Origin of the sequence: Aneurinibacillus sp. XH2 (genome assembly GCF_001439585.2) — a bacterium.
In the GTDB taxonomy this organism is placed as follows: domain Bacteria; phylum Bacillota; class Bacilli; order Aneurinibacillales; family Aneurinibacillaceae; genus Aneurinibacillus; species Aneurinibacillus thermoaerophilus.
In genome coordinates this window covers 2410708-2429513 of sequence record NZ_CP014140.1, presented here as the reverse complement: position 1 = coordinate 2429513, position 18806 = coordinate 2410708, and the positions used below count along the sequence as shown (strand labels likewise).

The following is an 18806-nucleotide window of genomic DNA, read 5'->3' as shown; positions in this document are numbered from 1 at the left end:
GCTGATGGAAGAGAAACAGGAACGTACGTATGACTACTCGTCCATTATTGAGTCGGCAAAAGAACTGGCTGCGCTCATTGCAAACTCAGAAGAAGTCGAGCGGTTTAAGCAGGCGGAGAAAAAAATCAGCGCCAACGGACGGGTGCAGGGATTAATTATGCAAATTAAACAGAAGCAAAAGCGCATTGTTAAGCTGGAGCACAGCCGCCAGTACGATCAAATCCCGGAAATCGAAAAAGAAATCGACGCGTTACAGGATGAACTGGACACAATTCCGATTGTCCAGGAATTTAAGCAAACGCAGCAGGACATTAATGAGTTGTTGCAAATGGTTACGAGCGTTATTGCCAATAAAGTGTCCGAAAATATTATCGTATCTACCGGCGGTGATCCGCTGTACAACGACACCGGATACCCGAAGGCCAGGCCAGAAGGCATCAGCGACGGCTGCGGCGGCTGTTCGTAAGCGAGAAAGAAAAATGCATCGAAGTTTGATAAATCAAGGAGCCAGCTACATTTATAAAGCTGGCTCCTTTTTCAGCTCTTTCTATGGTTTTATGAACAAAATACAATTTTTTATAGATCTCGGGCTGTAAACTTGCGTATTGCCAGAAGAAGGGCTGCGATACCATATAGTGCAGTGTATGCCAGCATAATATTGCTCGGGGCAGACAGGCTGCCGAATAAACCCTGGGCAGCGAAAGATAGTGGATTGTCTGCTGTGTCAAACAAGTAGATCGTCATTTTGCGGAAGAGAGAATCCATTGGGAAAAGTAGGCTGGAGATGATTCCGATATTCATCATTGCTGTTTTCTCCATGAGAACGCCTAGCTGCTCTACAAATCCACCGATAAAGCTAATTCCATATAGAATAATAAGAACAATTCCGCCGTTTACTGTCGTCATCATACTACTGCACAAAAGAGCTACAGCGACAAGAATGAGTGGCTGCACGATGAAGATTCCCAGTGCTTTAATAGCTTGTGAAAACGTAATTTCGACGCGGAGTATGTCACCACCAATCAACTGGTTAATGAGTAGAATCCCAAGAAACAAGCAAGCAGCATATCCAGCAAGCAAGAGACTTAACCCGATGAATTTGCCGCAAATGACGGTACGCCGGGAAATAGGCCTGGCGAGCAGCGTATCAATCTGATGGCTTTCGATTTCGCTGGCGATGCTGCCCACGCTGCTCAAAATGGCGAGCAACGCTGTGATAAATGTAGCGAAATATAAACCGATCCCGAGAATTTGCGTTGCGAAAAATGTTTCTACTATTACGAAGTCAGGCGAATTTATCACTCGTCCTGCTTTTGCTGTCGCTTCCTGGGCCGCAAAATAGGTAGCTATTCCGTAAAACAGGAGAAACGCAAGCGACATGAGTACGGTAATATAAAAAATTCGTTTGTATAAAATTTCTTTACATGTTAGTTTCGCGATTGTCCACATGAGCTGTTTGCGCCTCCTTTTTGTTCACCCAATACATAAATACATCTTCGAGATGCGGCTGACGGGGAGTTGCTTGGTAAATTGCAATTCCTTTGTCGCTCAGATGACGAATCATAACAGGAATATTCTCTTCCTGTTTCAGTGTAAGCAGCCAGTGGGTACGCCCTTCGTCTGTAAAACCAGTGCATTCTTTCTGGATAATAAAGGGGGACAGTTCATCCCATATCGCTGAGGGAGCTGGCCCGATTGTCATATCCACTTGGGGTTTCACAGCGGACAACTTGCGCCAGTCCCCTTGAACAACAAGTTCACTTTTATGAATAATGGCCACATGGTCACATACGCTTTCTACTTCACTGAGCAGGTGGCTGTTCAAGAAAACAGTTTTGCCTTCGTTACGTAATTCATCCATTAGTTCACGGACTTCACGGCGGCCAATGGGATCAAGTGCTGATGTTGGCTCATCGAGAAAAACAACCTCCGGGTCAGAGAGAAGGGCACAGGCCAGGCCGATACGCTGCTGCATGCCTTTGGAGTAGCTCCGAATTTTTTCATCTCCACGTCCATGCAGCCCTACTCGCTCCAACAGGTATGGGATTCGTGTTTTGCGTTCTGTGCGTGAAAGGCCGCATAAGTCTGCGTGGGTTTCTAACAGTTGGCGACCTGTTAGCCATTCAGGATAGCGGAATAATTCTGGAAGATAACCGACTCGCTTTCTTGATTCGATGCTTCCAATAGGAGCGCCGAGAATGGTTCCTTTCCCGCTTGTTGGAATAAGCAGGCCGAGCAAAGTTCGAACAAATGTACTTTTTCCAGCACCATTCGGGCCAAGAAAGCCAAAAACGACTCCGCGAGGTACCTGAAGCGTGATGTTGCGGCATCCAGCTTTTCCATCGTATTGCTTTGTTAGTCGTTGTGTTTCAATTACATACTCCGATTTCAATCTTTTTCCTCCTAACGCACAAAGAGAGCACCTCCTTGTTACAGGAGCCGCTCTTTGCTACTTACTTTACTTCATTTGATTTGCCAGTGAGAGTAAGGCATCTGTATGCGTTTCGTTCTTGCTGTCATATGCGTTCATGTAATGAAGTTTACCGTCTTTTTGCCAGATAAGGAATGTCTGGTTTTCCGCTTCATATATGATCCCCTTTGCACCTTGCACGGTTACTTCGCGTGTTTGGTGTTTTTCATCTATAATATACGGAATAGGCAGAGTACGCTGCCAGTCCTGGATGCTTGCGAGCTGCTGTTTTACGTTCTGCGGGATGAATGGCAAGGACAGAACGGTTTCACGAAGCTGGTTCAAGTCTACATCCTTTGGTACTTGTATTTGCGGAGCACCACTTTCCATATATGAAATGTGTGCAGACGGGTGTGCTTTTTTCGTGTCAGCATTCGCAGGCACCAATTCTATATGAACGGCTTCCGGTACTGTCAGTGAGAATGGTTTGTTGTCCAGTTTTTCGTCAAATTCTACATTGGCTTTCAACTGATGCAGCAAGGCATTTGTTTTCTTCGTATCCAGTTGCATGTGCAGTGTAAAGCTTGGAGACACAAAAATGTTTTCCGTTTTGTATCCTTCCGGTATTGCAGGGAGCGCGTAACCTGCCTTTATAGCATCCTCTCTCTTTTCAAAAGTACGTGTTCCACGGTCTCCATTTTGTTCTCCTACCCATATTTTACCGATCCCTTTAATCTCTTTCATTCCTTTTTCATTTCCCGCGACCCATCTTTCGATCTCTTGTAAATCGGATTGGGTCAGCTTAATCATTTCTACTTTATCCATGCGGAAAATGGAGAGGAACTGGCTTGCAGCCACTTGTACTTGTGGGATAGCCAGAGAGCCAAGAAGCACAGCAGCAGCAGCAGTACCTGCCATGAGTTTTTTGTATGGTTTCTTCATGTTTATCCATCCTTTTCGTTTGGTTTTTACAGGTTTAAGTTCGTGTTGCAAACGCTGTTCAAAGCGTTCCCAGGCTGCATCTGTGTCAATGGAGAGATGGGAACGCTTTGGCTCGGTAAAAGCCTCTTGTATTGCCGTTTCTGCCCATTGTTCTAGTTTTTTTGCCTGTTCCAGCGAAGTGCGGCAATTTGGACAATGCTCCAGATGGGCAGAGAATGCTTTGCGCATATCACGGTTTATTTCTCCGTCTATGTAAGCCTGAATAAACCCGATATCCGGACATTTCATTCAGCATACCCCCTTATATGTTTGTACATGTTGCGAAATTTTGTTTTAGCCCGCGCGAGCAATGTGCCGACAGATGATTGTTCCACGTTGACAGCCTGTGCTAGTTCTTTATAGGTAAAGCCAGAATATTTCATAAGGAGAAGAGTACGCTCACGTTCTTCCATATTCATGAGTACCTGTCGTACAGATGCAATTTCTTCTTGTTGAAACCATTTTTCTTCCGAAGAAGGACTATACGTTTCTGCTTCGATATTTTGCTTTTTATCTCGCGCAGTGCGTCGCTTTTCTGAGCGTAAGCTGTTATAGGCAGCATATATGGCGGCTTTGGTTAGCCAGGCTGGAATGTTTTGAATGACAGTGCGATCTGTGTGATAAAGCTGAAGGAATACTTCTTGTGCGATGTCCTCTGCTTGAGATTGATCCTTTATGATGCGCATAATTTGCCACACAACGTAAGGATAGTAGGCTTTGAACAGGTCTTTGAAATTATCGGACGCAGCCGAAGAAGTTTGCTTTTTTATCAAGGTTGCTCGAACCTCCATTTTTTCCCTCCTTTCTCGTCCGTTCACTTTATAGAAACCGCTCGCGTGGTTTTTGTGACACGTGACGTGGAAAAAATAATGAACAAACTTTCACTTCAGTGTAAACTTTCCAAGCTCTGCTTTTAATTCGTTTGAAAGAATCGTCGTTTCTTCAGCACCGGCCGCCATTTCTTCAATCGTAGCCGACTGTTGCTGTGCGGCGGTAGCCACCTCAGAAGCAGTGGAAGACTCCTGAATAATACTGGAGATTTCCTGCCATGCATATAATACATGCTCAATATTTTCACTTATGCAGTCAAGCCTTTTTTTCATACTAATCCTTTTAGACAACGATTCAAAAAAGATAAAGATATGCTTTCTTTGGAAGAATGGTATGATATTAATCTTTTCACCCAAGACGCTTGCCCTGCATACTTATGGATTATCAGTCATGATGCTGATCAGGGTGGCATGGATGAGGTGTGAAAGAAATGGATATGGTTGCACCCGTGATGGTTGCCCTGCATACACATGTAGGGAAACGTTGTATGGAGGAGGTAACAACATGTCGAGTACAAATAAAGAGAAGCAGCGTCGGGAAATCGTCACGAAAGCCGTCTGTGGCCGGGGACGAAAATTTTCCGAAGCCACTCATACCGTTACCCCATCCCACAAAATGGTCACTATCTTAGGTGCTTGGGTTATTAACCATACGTACCGGGCGGATAAGGTAGGTGAAATAGTAGAGGTGAGCGGAACGTACGAAATCAACATCTGGTATTCCTACAATAACAATACGGATGCAACATAATCTTAATTGATAACAAAGAAGCGGCAGATTTTTTGTCTTGCTTGCGTTGGATAACAGAACTAGAATAATATACAATAAAAGTAAAATATGTAAATGGAGGGGGAATCTGTGGAATTAGCCACCCGTGACATCTGTCTTAAAAAGAACACCTTATTAAAGAATACATACAGAATAAAAAACGTTATTTCTTGTAGTGAACTGTCGATTGTCTATACTGGTCGTCATGCAAAGAGTGGGGATATTCAAATTATTAAAGAGTATTTTCCAAAAGCATTAGTATTGCGAGATTTGGATGATAAAACTGTTTTATGTCGGCTTCCCTCTTCTAAAGGGAAGTATTACGAACTGATGGAGTCTTTTTTTAATGAAGCTACTATAATAAAAGAATTATGTCATAAAAACATAGTTAGATATATTGATCACTTTGAAGAGAACGGGACAGGCTATATTGTTATGGAATATTACCCAGGGAAAACGCTTGACAGATATATAGAAGAAAAAGAAGTTTCTATGACAGCCTTTTTTAATAAGACCTTGCTTCCTTTGATGGATGCGTTGGATTTTATACATAAGAAAGGAATTATTCACAGGGACATAAAGCCTGAAAATATTCTTATCAGTACAGACGGACAGCCTATACTTATTGATTTTGGCTCCGCTATTTATTATAAAAATGATCCCAAACATAAAATATTTACGACCCCTGGTTTTTCACCTTTAGAATTTTATTCAGAAAAGTCGAAGTTAGGGAGATATTCGGATATTTATAGTCTTGCGGCTACATTATACTATTATTTGAGCGGAAGGGCCCCTCTGGATGTGTCTGAAAGATTGATCGAGGATAGGATAAAAAATGTAAGGCATTATAATAGGGACGTGACGCCTCTGCTATCAAGCGTGATTATGTGGGGGCTTTCAGTAAATTATAAAAAGAGATGCTACTCACTGAAACTTTTTAAAATTGCTTTTTATCTAGAACATCTCCTTCGGAGAATCAAAAAGTTTATGAATGTATAAGGTGGTTCAAAACAAACAATACATCAATCCCAATTCATCCAGAATCGCACAAGATCCCCCGCCTCTAAGCATTAGCATAGGTGGGGGATGAATCGCGCTTCTTTTTCCTTTCGTTCTTTTTGTATAGAAAATTCTGTTTCTGATTTTGGGAAAGTCTGGTTATTTTTAGTTCGAATCCTCCTAAATATCCTCATGTTTATAGGAAGAAACATTTGCAAGGCGTACACCAGCCTTCCTTTTTTTATGAAGGGCGTGACGTAGATGGCAAATCAGATTAGAAACGCCGCGAGTTGTTTCTGTTTTCTACCCACATGTTAATTTTTTTAACAAAATCTCAATCGGAAATAATAAGAAATATGATAAACGGATATTTTATAAATTTTGTAAATAAAAATGTTTTTTAGGTATTAATAGACGGGGAAATTATACCGAATATATAAGGTGTAATTATCCTTTTTAGGTAAAAAATATAAAATAGGTATTTATAGTTAATCTTTAAAATGGAAATATTTCCTATACTAGTATATACATGTTTGATCAAGATATAAAGAGAGCTTTAAAAGATAGATCAAATAATAGGAAAAATAGCATAAAACAATAGTAGAATTATACTGTTATTTTTTATATTGACACGATACCAAGAAAAGGTTTAATTTATATGCTAGAAGTGCATTCCATATTTTTAAATAAAAGTTTTTTATTGTATATATTACAAAATAAAGGTATTTATTTTTGTCGATGCTGATAAGTCATACTTTAAATATGGCTACTCGTATATGTGGATTGTTAAAAATAGTTTTTTTTTACTATGTTATTCACTAAAAACATAGAAAGGAGGAGGCTATAAAAATTTATAAGTTGACGAGGGTTGTACTATGAAAAATTCTTTATAGTAGCTAGCTGTACAAGTCTTGGATACATAAAGTCCAAAGCGGCTTGTCTGTTTATGGAAATCACTTATAAATTTTTATGGCTGAAGATTATGGATATTATTCATCAGACCAATAGAACGATACTGTTTGAGGAAATTAATCCAGAGAAGCTTGACCTTATTACTCTCGTAGGAGATGTAAAAGGGATTGATAGTTTGAGTGATGACAAAATCAAGGAGATTAACCAGCATTTAGTTGTAAGAAGTTTTGACGAATTTTTGGATAAGTTTTCACCCAAGGTATACTCCTTCTACAATGCAGCTAACCAAAAAGTAATGTATACATTGAAAAAGCCAGAAGGTATCGCAGAAGATTGTATATCTGAAATTCATATCGATCAGAATAATGATTTTTTAAAAATGTTATTTACATTGATTGATACGAAGAGAATACAGGGGATAACCAATGTAGACTTTAAGTTTGAAAACCTACTGGACATGATATCTCCGAAAAAAGTTATGGATGATATCCGACAGGTGAGAAAAGAAATTCACTATTTATACAGTAAGTATGAGGAATTAGACGAAGGAGATCCTAAAAAGCTTGATCTTGGAGACAAGTTAAATCATTTGTTCGAAGATGCAAGTAGAAACTATAACAATGTTATGGCCATGCTGCCACTTGCTATTGATGATATTAAGACAAGACTTTTGCTTGGAGGGGCTCAGGAAGAAAATAAATCTGAAGATATACAGGTTGGTATGCTCACTATCGGTGACAACGGTGAGTTAAAAATCATTGAAGCTCCTAAAAGCGATAGCATGGAACTTATGGTAATTGATGAGAATACCAATGGACTGGCCGCCATTTTTGAAGAAGACTATGATTCTGTCACTGAAACTCCTTCTTCTTATGTGAGAGACCTTGTTGTACGCACCTTTTGCCCATTACCTGCAGTTCAGACTGAAATTGATATTGAAACAGAAGTGCAGAACTACAATACTTACCTTGAATTTTACAAGAATGCAAAAGATGACTTTGTGAAAACGGTCAAGCCTTTAGTGGAAAAGATTTTAGGTGTGAAAATGTTTTTTGACCAATATGCTACAAAAAATAAGGGGATGCAGCCTTCGCTTCTGATTACGAATAATAAGCTTGATATGATGGTTAAGAGTACCAACATAATGAGGCTGGAAACGTATCTAAATACGGTAAACTCAAAGAATGATTTTTCGGATACCGTATGGTTTGGTATAGTTCCTTCCGTAGAATTAGAGTCATCGGGAAATTCCAAAGTAAGTAGAGAGAGATTCAAGGGAAATAAAAAAATTGTAAAACAAGACGGCAATACGATGGAATCTTTGGCGATGTTGCTTCATGCAGTTAAAGATTTTAAAGTACAGATATTTTTTAGTTTTGTGACGGGAGAAGAAACCACTTTTAACAATATGGCTACTTCCGGCATTGATAAGTACATAGATAAATGCCAGGTACTGGTGAGAAAAGAATACAGTGAATTTGCTATTCCATGCCTTCCTAACTTTACGATTATTCCAAAAGATAAATCCGGGGTTGTTATTGATAGTAAGATGTTGAAAACCGAAGATGGAGTGAAGATCTCACATGAGAAGGAAGACATCCTTAAGCTGTGGATTGAGGGTGTCTATGTAGGTGCCAGTTATGTGGCCGCTGGCATTGTAGCGGCATACCAGTGTCCGGAATATTTGAGAGAATACTTTAAGAATGTAAGCAGGGAATATCCTGGAGTACGATTTGACATAGAAGCTGGGGATAACGGCCTCAGAGCCGTGACAACGATGGCCAAGGAAATATCGGGATTCACAAATAATATCAAGGACTCGATTAATAGAAAAAATTTTGGTTTTGTTTTCTCTTCTGAGAATGCACAACTAGAAGGAAAAGATATAAAAAGAATTACTGTTTATAAAGCGAGAAGCCTCGCAATGGCAGAGGATGGATTTGATTCGATCTATAAAACGCTTGTAAGCACTTATATAGAAAGGATTCTCCGATTCCAGACTAACGATTTTAAACATGATAACATTATAAAATTTTTCAGTAATAATCCGAGCAGTCAGAAGAGCAAATGGCTTGGTACGCGGGGGTTCATTAACTCCATTATCCAGGATGGAGACGACATAAACTATATCATTGATGACAAAAACAATTTGTGTCATATCGATCTTGTGTTTAATGGAAATGTGAAGAACCTTGAGGTCACAATAACTAAAGCAACGAGCGCAGCCAAAGCATAAAAAGCTGGTGCTATATTCATAAAGCGATTTTGTTAACGAACTTGTAGAGAATCCAGATGAAGTATTTATTTAGGAAAATAATAAGGATGTTAGAGGTGTGTTTTCAAAAGTACACCTTTAAACATAAACCTCGAAAGCACATCAAGTTTTCGAGAGCAATATTTAATAATGAGGAGGTTACTTCGATGGGATTTAAACTCAAAGTAGAGGGAGCCGAAACAATTGAACTAGGTATGGATAACATCATGACTGTAACTTATGAGACAGATACTCCCAATGATTCGAATGCAAGGTCTACAGATGTAGGCGCTACTCTCCAGATAACAGGAAAAATCATCACAGCGACAGATGGAGATAATGCTGATGACACGATGAAGCTAGCACTGTGGTCTCTGATACCGGCTGAAAAGGCTGATTGTTACAGAAAGGTTACTTTGGAAGTAATCGCTGCAGACCAGGTTGTGCGGAAAATTCATTTCCCTAATGCATTTGTGGTAGATTATTCTGAAAGATTTGGAGATACAGAAGGTGTAGGTGTATTTAATCTTTTAATTAAGCAGAAAAAAGATAAGACGGAGAAAACAACAATTGAAGGTGGATATAGCGTTTAATTATATGATGTGCTTTTAAGGATATCAAATTTCCAGGAAATAGCAGCTAAAATGTTAGAGGTGTGTTTTTAAAAGCACACCTCTAACCATAAAAGTAAACTTTTCTAATAGAGGAAAATACACCTGGGAATTCCTTTGAAAAGTATGGTTGGTAAAAAAGGGTAGCAAGGATGAAGAAAATGAAAAATTATTACGAAATACTAGGGATTGAAAGAAATGCTTCCCGGGAGGAAATAAAAAAGGCGTATAGAAAACTGGCGAAGCGATATCATCCTGATGTGAATTCTGGAAGTAGTGAGTCCGAGAAACTCTTTAAAGAAATTAATGAAGCATATCGTATTCTGTATGACGAGTCATTAAGAAAGACCTATGATGCCAAAATGAACGGTGTAAAGGAAGAAAAATCGAATGGAAAACAAGAATCTGATAAAAAAGCAGAAGTTCACCGAGAACATGGAGGGGATCAGTGGTTTGATATAAAGGATATGGAAAAAAATTTTGAACGTTTTTTTGGTTTTAACCCAAAAACTAAGGAAATGACATTGAAAAATAAGAGTATAAAAAATACAAATAAACATTCTATTAATACAACAAAATTTTTTGAAAGGTATTTCCGAGTAAACAAAAAATAATCATCATTTAAATTTGATTACTTTAAAGTTAGCATTAATTATCAAACGGGGGAATGGATGTGAGGGGTGTAGCGAATTTTTTTAAACGATACATAAGGAATTCAAATGAAACGGAAAGCTCCTTCTGGATAAATATTGTAGATATTTTGATTGTAGTAATAGCAGTAGCTGCCCTTATATATGTGTATGGGTTGAATATGAATACCAGCTTAAAAATAGGTGTTAGTCTTCTTCTTTTAATTGTTACGATAAGGTATGTGATAAAAAAATACCGAGTTTTTACAGTTCAACATGAGGAAAAAAAAGGAATTACAAGACTTGTTCTTTTGGATGAAGAGGGGGAAAGTGTAAAGGAATGGTATATACAGGGGGAAACCTCTTTGCTAATTGGTAAAAATTCAAGCCAAAACGAGGTTGACATCGATTTATCTGATGCTGAATATGCGTCGCTGATCAGCAAACAACATGCTGTGCTGAACTATGCTGCAGGAAATTGGTACATTGAGGATATTGATTCTAAAAATGGAATTGGAGTAAAAAAAGCTAACAAAAGTACAAAGAGAAGATTGGAGAATCAAACACCGTATAGGATTGATTCAGGTGACATTATATACATAGCGAACACACGGATATTGTTCAAATAAGAATACATCGTTTGATTCAAAATAAACGGAGGAATAAATGGTATGAGTCTGGCAAGATGCAAAAATGGACATATGTTTAGTACAAGAAAACACGGCAGCACATGCCCTTATTGCAACATTGTGATAGAGCCAGTCCTAAAGAGTGAAAATAGAAAAATGGTGGCAATGGGTGAAGATGAGAAGACAATGCCATATTTGGGGGAAGTAGAGGGAATCGAGCCTGTAACTGGGTGGTTAGTATGTATAGAAGGACCTCAAATTGGTCAGGATTATAGGATTATGGCAGAAAAGAATTTTATTGGAAGATCTGAAGAAATGCACATACGAATTATCGGAGATAATACGATCTCTAGGCGTAACCATGCTGTTATCGTATACGACCCCAAAAAGAGGAACTTTTTTCTGTTGCCCGGTGATGCGTCAGGACTTGCCTATCATAATAATGAAGCAGTGTATTCGCCTGTAGAATTAACCGCATATGATGTGATACAACTGGGCAGAAGTAAATTTATATTTATTCCTTTATGTGGCTCTCATTTTGAATGGGAAAGCAATGCGGCGGGCAAGGAATGATGATCATCATGGAAGAACAGCAATTGCTACCTTACCTGATAGTACTGGCATTTATCATATCTCTTCTTCTTTTATTTTATGTAAGACGGCTTTTGCTGAATAGGGATGCAAAGCCGAATATCCTGATTGGCAATGGGCAAACCATAGGAAGGCGGGAGGAGCAGGATGATTACTTCTCGACGGCAACGACCGCGAACGGAACGATAGCAGTACTGGCTGATGGAATCAGTGGGCTTGCAAATGGAAGGGTAGCAAGCACCATTGCTGTGACTACATTTATACAGGAGTTTTTAAAATTAAATAATACAAAAAACATCCCCCTTTTTTTTACGAAAGCTTCCCGTTTGAGCAATACAGAGATTCTGCGGAACTTCAAAGGAACAAGGGGGGGAACAACACTCGTTGCTGCTGTCATATCCGATGGCTACCTTTACTGGGGAGCTGTAGGAGATAGCATCATCATGATTTTTAGAGATGGTGAGTTTATCAATATAAATCAAAAGCATATTTTGGAGTCTTTGCTGGAGGAGCGCTATCTTGCGGGAGAAGTTACAAAAGATGATGTACTGGATCATCCGATGAGAAAGAGATTAATTAATTACTTGGGCTATGAAGGTTTTAAGAATATAGAAATTTGTAAAGCACCTATTCCATTACATAAAGGTGATAAGGTGATTTTGTGCAGTGATGGGGTTTACAACAGTGTAACAGAAATAGAATTAGAAAAAATTCTTTCCAAGAACATTTCTCCTTATGATGCTGCTCAGGAAATAATTGAAGCTGTGGAATATAAAAGACTGAGGAACCAGGATAATGCAACAGTTATCATACTAGAAAATGGCTGGTAGAATTCGGGGTTGCAGATAAAATTCTGAATGAAAAGGAGGAGTGGAGTGTACGAATGAGAAAGGACAACAGCGAGTTTAAAACAGCATTCCTATCTGAAGCAGGTACTTTCATAAATAACAAAGACTATTTTGCATTTACGGAACTTGACGATATGGCCTGCTGGGTGATAGCACACGGACTCGATTCGGATAGGGAAGTAGAAAGTGCTGAAATGGCAGTCAAAAGCATATTGGGGAATTTTATGAATAATCCTACGATGTCCAGAATGAGAATAAAAAAATACATACAGGAAGCTCACAGATTGTTGCAAGATGAGAGCAGAAGGGTAAGGCTTAAAGCGAGTCTGCTAATGGTAGTAACGGATTATTCAAAAATGATTTGGGCCGTTGCAGGCAACACGAGGCTGTACCATTTTAGGAACGGGAGACTCAATTTTAAAAGCAAGGATCAGAGTCTTGCGCAAATGATGGCAGATGAAGAGAAGATACCGGAAGATGAAATTGAAGAGCATGAAGAAAGAAACAACCTGCTGAACTATATGGGAAAACCCCATGATTTTGAACCTTTTGTATCGAAAAAGTATCAATTGATAGACGGAGATGTGATGGTGCTGTGTACCTCCGGGTTATGGGAGGGGGTAAGTGGCATCGAAATGCTGGATGCAATGGAAGAGGTAAAAGAACCTTCGGAATTGGTTGACATTCTGGAAGACGTTCTTTTGAGTAAACAGAAAAAGATAGTAAATAATTATACCGCAGTCGCAATTTTTGTAAACAAGACCTATCAAGAAGATCCCACAAAAAAAATAAGAGTAATAAAAAGAATCTCATTAGCACTGTTGCTTCTTGCATTAGTTGGGGGAGGAGCGATCGTATATAAGATACAGAACACGAAGAAAAAAGCAGAAGCAGTTGCCAGTATGTTCGAGCATGAGAAAAATGGGGATATTTTCGTGCAGGACGGGGATTATGCGAAAGCCTTAAAAGAATACAGCGAAGCACGGAATGCAGCTATAAAGATTAAAGATAAGATACATGCTCAGTTGCTCGGTAAGAAACAAAGGATAACACAGCTTATCACAGATGGGGACGCTTCCTTTAAGGAAGGCGATTACGCGAAAGCGGTAAGCAAGTATGAGAAGGCGCAAAAAGAAATGCAAGGTCGTAAAGATTTTAACATGAAAGAATTAGAGGAGAAAATACATAAATCTCAATCTTTTATCCAAGTCTTAAATTTGAAGAAAGATGGGGATATGAAATTTGAAAGACAAGATTACCAAGGAGCAAAGAATACATATCAAACAGCAAGGAAAGCGGCAATTGCAGTTTCCTTTGCTAATGGGGAAAAAGAGATAAAAGCAAAATTGGATGAAGTTGAGGAAAAAATATCCAATCTGGAAAAGGAAAAAAAGCAGCTGGATGGCGAAAAGTTAGAAAAAAAAGGGGATAAGAGCTATTCCTCACAGGATTTTGAGAAAGCCATTGAGTCCTATACTATGGCCCAGGAGGTTTATCAGGAGATTGACATGCTCGAAAAAGTTCTAAGCATAGAACGGAAGATAATGAAAGCCGAGGAAAAGCTAAATCCGATTCCAAAGGCCGGCTTAGCGGGTTCAGATGCTACTCCTAATGGCCAAGCACTCAATAATGACATGGGAGAAGCGGATGCAGTACCTAATAAAGCGGGAGGAATCAAGTAAATGGTCATGAAAGACATTGTAATGGAAAGGTTAAGTAAGATGGAAGACCTTGAGCAACGTAGATTGCTGAAAAATATTATCACAGGGGTTTTTTTAAATCTGGTGGAATATCAGGAAGAAATGAACAGGAAGTTGGAGGAACGGGTCTTTAACGAGGTGAGAGATAGCGAGGAGAAATATGATGTTTATGTGACAGTATGCTCTAGAGATAAATTGGATCCAGTCCATGAATTTCTATACCCGATGATACCTGAAGATGTAGAAGAGAAGACTTATGATATGAAGAGTTTGGCATGCAAAGTAGATCGAAAGGAAGAGGTTCGTCTACTGACGATATTTTTACAGTGCAACTTCATGAAAATAAAAAAACTTATAGATAGCCAGAGAATATTTTCAGGAGAGATAATCACCACAGGAGGACGTTATAGGATCGAGGTACGTCTTCAACAGAACGAAGCTTATATGCACGAAATAGAGAAATTATACAATATTTTCTTGATAAATGGAATTCATTGGAGAACTATAAACCATCCGTACGCGAATAAATTTTTTGATGTCATGTTGGTGGGATGTGAGGGAACGCTAAAGGAAGAGGAAGAAATACTGGAAATAACAATCGATCTGGAAGAATATGAAAAATATAAAAAACTCGATATGATCCCTTTATGGAATATAGAAAGGCTGCCTTTAAAAAACATCGGCTTTCCAGTTCCGGCTACTGACAAGGTAAATTTCGAACATGTGTTATCACTGCGAAAAATGGGCACAAAACATGGTTACCTTGTGGAGGGGAACGAGGAGATAATACGCTACATCAAACGAACGCCAGAGGAGCTTATTATTGTGTCACCTAGGGAAAAATCAGAGGTATGGAATGTGCTTAAAATCACACAACCTGTAGAAACAAACATCGGCAGGATAGAATACGAGCTGGTATCAAACAAGCGAGAAAACAGCTTCGTTAGCGGATTTGCCCGGAAGCAAGCAGTGAGCGTCAGAGCGAAAGGGGAAATTGTGAGGATCATAAACTCGTTTGAAGTCTCCAGGTACCTTGAATTAAAGCATATAGAAATTAGCAAACGGGCGCATGGAATGGAACAAACCTACGGGATGAACCGATTCATAAACGATAATATGGGAGTTGAAAGCGATAAAAAAATTATGCGGCTTCGATTCAAGGCACGCGAAAGCAGCAGCTTTATCCTCTATGATCTTATGAGCTTTCTAGTATCAGAGGTACAACTGTATTTTCCGGAATACAAATGTGAAGGAGCGTTATCTTGAATTACATATGGGACTTAATCATAAAGGCGGAACAGTCTGGCATCGAGAAACAGTATATCCGTTTCGTTCCTGCTAAAGTGTATTCGCCCTATATGGAGCTAAGCAATGAATTGATTAATACGCGGGTTATTGAACAAAAGGTAGAAATCAATCCTTACTATAGATTTTACGACATTTTCCGCGATCTGTTCGATGCCAATAACAACGATGATATAGAGTTAAGGGACACTTTGTTTGATATCATTATTCACTTTTTAGCGGATATTGATCTTATACAGGGGATGAACAAGCGGGAGTATTATATCAAGTTTGTACTCAGGGATATTGAAAGGGGTCTTCTCGGAAACAGTGTTAGAGAAAAAATAAGACGATTTAATAGAGAAGAAAGGGAAGTGCTCGCTCATAATATTTTGCGGCTATATGAAACAGGCGAGGCGTTATATCTGTTTAGAGATACGATGCGAAAAATATTTAAGAGTTGCATCATTTACGCAAATTGTGAAGAAAAGGATGAGTTGCTTATTTACATCGGTCAGGAAGAAAATGAGACAACTCAAGCAAAGCTTGAGCTTATTCAAGAAATTTTTCTCCCTGTGCGTTTTCATACGGAAATTTACTGGAAAAACCACTTTGGTATTATCGGTGTCGCGGAAACCATGCGAATGGACAACATTGCGCTCTACTAATTAGGCAGGCAAGGGAGGCAGGTTGCTATGAACACATATTCATACAGGCTGTATATAAATAAAAATAGCCGAGAAGGGGAACGAAATGCAGTAAGGTACACACGGGATGAACTGTTGGAGATGACGACATTTCAACTGAGAAACATATGTTACAAGGAAAAGTTAGTCAAAGGATTGATCAATACGTTAGACAGGGAGAGTCTAATTGATACTATCTTAAAGTTTAGAAGTGCCGAAGAAAGCTTGTTGATAAAGAGCTTTAAAAAAGACGGGTTTGAAAGAATAGAGTCCGCCCTTAAAAAATATTTGAATACACCGCTGTCGGATAACGGAAATATAAAAATTCCAGCGAAAATGACCATATATACTGGGTTAAAGGTAGACAAGCTGGATCAATATCGTGTGGAGGTTGGACATGACATTGTTGAATCTAATGTACTGCTTGTGAATGATGCTCTCGAATTGTGTGCGATTCTCAATCTCGTAAAAGACGATGTTGGGGATTATTACCTGTCTACAGAAAAAGAAGTTGAAATAAGAAGAACCGGAAACAGAAATTACAGCTTTTTGTTTTTTAGAAAGCAAGATTCAGAATATATTTATAAAACCTACTATGAGGACAGACCCCTTCCTCCTACAAACTTACACTACTATAAGATACCGATTGCAGATTTGGAGATTAGAGAGCTTGAGGAAACAGAGACAGCGCTGGCGATAGATTTTGGAACTTCCAACACAACAGCCGGAGCTTTTCTTGATAACGGATATATATCTTCTCCTTGCAGTAATGATTTGTTAAATGGAAGGATAAGGTTGAATAGCATTAATTTTGTTATGTTTCCTGATACGACTTCCAAGGAGGAATGGATAGAGCTTCTACCGACAGTAGTGAGTGTGATAGATTGCTCCGAACCTCAAGACATCAAGTATAATTTCGGCTATGAAGCACTGAAATATATGAAAAAGAACGGATACAGCGGTCATGCTACAACATTTCATGGGATCAAGAGATGGGTAAACAGCTATACGAAGATAGAGGAAGTAATGGATGGTCAGGGAAACACAGCGCAAGTGAAAAGAAGCGATATTCTAAGAGCGTATATCATGTATGTGATAAAGATGGCAGAGCACCAGTTTAAGTGCCGTTTTAAAAATCTACATATATCCAGCCCGGTAAAATTAAAAACACAGTTTATCGAGATGTTTACTGAAATATTGCCGGAGTATCACATTGAATCCGAAAATGCACTGGATGAAGGCATGGCGGTGCTTTTTAATACGATCGCTGATCAGATAGAGAAAAATAATTTTATAGATGGAGAAGAATACAAAGCTCTTGTCATTGATTGTGGTGGGGGTACCACTGATCTTTCCTCCTGCTTGTTTCGAATTGAAGATGGGCACATCTCTTATAAAATTGATATTCATACAAACTATGAAAACGGGGATACGAATTTCGGAGGAAATAACATCACCTATCGGATTTTACAATTTATGAAGATCGTATTTGCAGACTATTACAGTAATGGAAAGAGCGCAATTGATATCGACAGCTTAATTGATATTCCTGGAACGGATATTTTTCGGCATGTAGATGAGTTTGGGGTTCGATCAGTATATGAGAAATTTGAAGCTTACTACCGTGCAGCGGAAAAAATAATTCCGACCCGATTTAAGGAGTATGAGAACAGAACATTAGATGAATATCAGAGGGTAAGAAATAATTTTTATTTTTTGTGGGAAATTGCAGAGGATATGAAAAAAGAATTTTTTCGGAAAACCGGTATTTTGAGAAACCGGTTTTATTCTGAAACTAAGAACTATCGCGAAAATGACCTTAAAATCACAGCAGTGGATCGCTGGTTCTTATCAGTGTGGGAAAATGGACGATGTAAGGATGTGTATGATGTTCCAGATGTAGTCTTTAATATAAAAGAGATTAATCAGCTTATTAAAGCGGATATTTATGAAATCGTTCGTAAGTTTCTCGAAGACTTTTACCAGGAGGGAAGGCTTCAGGAATATTCAATCATAAAACTCACAGGTCAGTCATGCAGAATTGACGTTTTCCGAGAAGCGTTAAAGGAATTTGTCCCAGGAAGGAGTATCGAATTCAGACAGAAATCAGAAGATACGGGAAAGGTGCCGGACTTAAAGTTATCCTGCTTGAGAGGAGCCTTGCGATATCTCAATGCCCAAAAAGCGGGATATATCGAGGCCAGCATCACAAATCATGCCCCGGTAGTTCCTTATTCGTTAACTGCATTTACACATAATCGGCAGGAGAAAGTGTTGATCAGAAACCAGGAAAGACTGAGCCAGGTTCAGGGATCCATATCCAGGCCGATTGGGGTTACAGAGATCGAATTCTACTTAAAAGGAAACGAGGGAAGTATACGGCACAAGTATGTATACATAAATTGTGCTGAAAACTATAAGCCTGTATTGTACCGGAACATCGCCGAGAAATATGGTGGAAATATACCTCAGGACGATACGGATTCCATTGTAAATGGAGAAGTGAAATTTTTTGTGTTTGCTGACAAAGACAATTGGGGCTTTCATGTCGTTCCCGTTGCAAGACAAAATGAACAACTTTATTTAGGCAAGAAGAAATTTTTCGCCTTTGAAAACGACCTCTCGGAATTGGATTACTTTGATGGATGGAAATAATGAAATATAGAGGAAAGG

The 18806-nt window shown here is 39.0% G+C and carries 18 protein-coding genes; 13 read left to right on the top strand and 5 right to left on the bottom strand.

Going from position 1 to position 18806, the window contains the following annotated elements; translation table 11 throughout:
- Positions 1–4: 4 nt before the first annotated feature.
- The gene (locus ACH33_RS11945) at positions 5–466 is read left to right on the top strand and encodes a YlbF/YmcA family competence regulator (RefSeq protein WP_057900359.1); all 462 of its coding nucleotides are present in this window, start codon (positions 5–7) and stop codon (positions 464–466) included.
- Positions 467–576: 110 nt separating this feature from the next.
- Here ACH33_RS11945 and ACH33_RS11940 read toward each other — a convergent pair whose 3' ends face one another.
- The 5 genes from ACH33_RS11940 to ACH33_RS11920 form a co-directional block, all read right to left on the bottom strand.
- Positions 577–1449 (bottom strand): ABC transporter permease, encoded by an 873-nt coding sequence (locus ACH33_RS11940; RefSeq protein ID WP_057900358.1) that lies wholly within the window; start codon positions 1447–1449, stop codon positions 577–579.
- Positions 1421–2392, bottom strand: coding sequence for an ABC transporter ATP-binding protein (locus ACH33_RS11935; RefSeq protein WP_057899225.1), 972 nt, complete (start codon positions 2390–2392; stop codon positions 1421–1423). Before ACH33_RS11935 ends, ACH33_RS11940 begins: the two co-directional genes overlap by 29 nt.
- Positions 2393–2458: 66 nt before the next feature.
- Positions 2459–3640 carry an anti-sigma factor family protein gene (locus tag ACH33_RS11930; RefSeq protein ID WP_057899224.1) on the bottom strand — a complete coding sequence of 394 codons (1182 nt, stop codon included), beginning with the start codon at positions 3638–3640 and terminating at the stop codon, positions 2459–2461.
- On the bottom strand, positions 3637–4182 hold the full coding sequence (locus tag ACH33_RS11925; RefSeq protein WP_057899223.1) for an RNA polymerase sigma factor SigX: 546 nt from the start codon (positions 4180–4182) through the stop codon (positions 3637–3639). Before ACH33_RS11925 ends, ACH33_RS11930 begins: the two co-directional genes overlap by 4 nt.
- Positions 4183–4272: 90 nt before the next feature.
- Positions 4273–4494 (bottom strand): hypothetical protein, encoded by a 222-nt coding sequence (locus ACH33_RS11920; RefSeq protein ID WP_057899222.1) that lies wholly within the window; start codon positions 4492–4494, stop codon positions 4273–4275.
- A 232-nt stretch (positions 4495–4726) separates the two neighbouring features.
- On the opposite strand from ACH33_RS11920, the gene cotE reads away from it, so the two are divergent.
- From cotE to ACH33_RS11860, 12 genes are all read left to right on the top strand, one after another.
- Positions 4727–4972 (top strand): outer spore coat protein CotE, encoded by a 246-nt coding sequence (cotE, locus tag ACH33_RS11915; RefSeq protein WP_057899221.1) that lies wholly within the window; start codon positions 4727–4729, stop codon positions 4970–4972.
- A gap of 108 nt (positions 4973–5080) precedes the next feature.
- Entirely contained in the window at positions 5081–5989 is a 909-nt protein-coding gene (locus ACH33_RS11910; protein WP_236781877.1) for a serine/threonine protein kinase, read from the top strand.
- Positions 5990–6971: 982 nt separating this feature from the next.
- The gene (locus ACH33_RS11905) at positions 6972–9137 is read left to right on the top strand and encodes a hypothetical protein (protein WP_057900357.1); all 2166 of its coding nucleotides are present in this window, start codon (positions 6972–6974) and stop codon (positions 9135–9137) included.
- Positions 9138–9322: 185 nt separating this feature from the next.
- Positions 9323–9748: a hypothetical protein gene (locus ACH33_RS11900; RefSeq protein WP_057899219.1), complete on the top strand. Its 426-nt coding sequence runs from the start codon at positions 9323–9325 to the stop codon at positions 9746–9748.
- Positions 9749–9927: 179 nt separating this feature from the next.
- A complete protein-coding gene (locus ACH33_RS11895; protein WP_057899218.1) occupies positions 9928–10380 on the top strand; it encodes a J domain-containing protein in 453 nt (150 codons plus the stop codon).
- A gap of 53 nt (positions 10381–10433) precedes the next feature.
- Positions 10434–11024: an FHA domain-containing protein gene (locus ACH33_RS11890; RefSeq protein ID WP_057899217.1), complete on the top strand. Its 591-nt coding sequence runs from the start codon at positions 10434–10436 to the stop codon at positions 11022–11024.
- A 42-nt stretch (positions 11025–11066) separates the two neighbouring features.
- Positions 11067–11597: an FHA domain-containing protein gene (locus tag ACH33_RS11885; protein ID WP_057899216.1), complete on the top strand. Its 531-nt coding sequence runs from the start codon at positions 11067–11069 to the stop codon at positions 11595–11597.
- Entirely contained in the window at positions 11597–12445 is an 849-nt protein-coding gene (locus tag ACH33_RS11880; protein WP_409359894.1) for a PP2C family protein-serine/threonine phosphatase, read from the top strand. The genes ACH33_RS11885 and ACH33_RS11880 overlap by 1 nt, the downstream gene beginning before the upstream one ends.
- 53 nt (positions 12446–12498) lie before the next feature.
- On the top strand, positions 12499–14145 hold the full coding sequence (locus ACH33_RS11875) for a PP2C family protein-serine/threonine phosphatase (protein ID WP_057899214.1): 1647 nt from the start codon (positions 12499–12501) through the stop codon (positions 14143–14145).
- A gap of 6 nt (positions 14146–14151) precedes the next feature.
- On the top strand, positions 14152–15429 hold the full coding sequence (locus tag ACH33_RS11870; protein WP_057900356.1) for a hypothetical protein: 1278 nt from the start codon (positions 14152–14154) through the stop codon (positions 15427–15429).
- Complete coding sequence (locus ACH33_RS11865) at positions 15426–16115, top strand: hypothetical protein (RefSeq protein WP_057899213.1); 690 nt, start codon at positions 15426–15428, stop codon at positions 16113–16115. The genes ACH33_RS11870 and ACH33_RS11865 overlap by 4 nt, the downstream gene beginning before the upstream one ends.
- 27 nt (positions 16116–16142) lie before the next feature.
- Positions 16143–18788, top strand: a complete 2646-nt coding sequence (locus ACH33_RS11860; protein ID WP_057899212.1) for an Hsp70 family protein — start codon at positions 16143–16145, stop codon at positions 18786–18788.
- Positions 18789–18806 lie beyond the last annotated feature (18 nt).

Bases quoted from the DNA above. Each gene is read 5' to 3' on its own strand.
- ACH33_RS11875 (WP_057899214.1), top strand. From the start codon at position 12,499: ATGAGAAAGGACAACAGCGAGTTTAAAACAGCATTCCTATCTGAAGCA.
- cotE (WP_057899221.1), top strand. From the start codon at position 4,727: ATGTCGAGTACAAATAAAGAGAAGCAGCGTCGGGAAATCGTCACGAAA.
- ACH33_RS11885 (WP_057899216.1), top strand. From the start codon at position 11,067: ATGAGTCTGGCAAGATGCAAAAATGGACATATGTTTAGTACAAGAAAA.
- ACH33_RS11890 (WP_057899217.1), top strand. From the start codon at position 10,434: ATGGATGTGAGGGGTGTAGCGAATTTTTTTAAACGATACATAAGGAAT.
- ACH33_RS11930 (WP_057899224.1), bottom strand. From the start codon at position 3,640: ATGAAATGTCCGGATATCGGGTTTATTCAGGCTTACATAGACGGAGAA.
- ACH33_RS11860 (WP_057899212.1), top strand. From the start codon at position 16,143: ATGAACACATATTCATACAGGCTGTATATAAATAAAAATAGCCGAGAA.
- ACH33_RS11895 (WP_057899218.1), top strand. From the start codon at position 9,928: ATGAAAAATTATTACGAAATACTAGGGATTGAAAGAAATGCTTCCCGG.
- ACH33_RS11920 (WP_057899222.1), bottom strand. From the start codon at position 4,494: ATGAAAAAAAGGCTTGACTGCATAAGTGAAAATATTGAGCATGTATTA.
- ACH33_RS11870 (WP_057900356.1), top strand. From the start codon at position 14,152: ATGAAAGACATTGTAATGGAAAGGTTAAGTAAGATGGAAGACCTTGAG.
- ACH33_RS11880 (WP_409359894.1), top strand. From the start codon at position 11,597: ATGATCATCATGGAAGAACAGCAATTGCTACCTTACCTGATAGTACTG.
- ACH33_RS11940 (WP_057900358.1), bottom strand. From the start codon at position 1,449: ATGTGGACAATCGCGAAACTAACATGTAAAGAAATTTTATACAAACGA.
- ACH33_RS11900 (WP_057899219.1), top strand. From the start codon at position 9,323: ATGGGATTTAAACTCAAAGTAGAGGGAGCCGAAACAATTGAACTAGGT.
- ACH33_RS11905 (WP_057900357.1), top strand. From the start codon at position 6,972: ATGGATATTATTCATCAGACCAATAGAACGATACTGTTTGAGGAAATT.
- ACH33_RS11925 (WP_057899223.1), bottom strand. From the start codon at position 4,182: ATGGAGGTTCGAGCAACCTTGATAAAAAAGCAAACTTCTTCGGCTGCG.
- ACH33_RS11945 (WP_057900359.1), top strand. From the start codon at position 5: ATGGAAGAGAAACAGGAACGTACGTATGACTACTCGTCCATTATTGAG.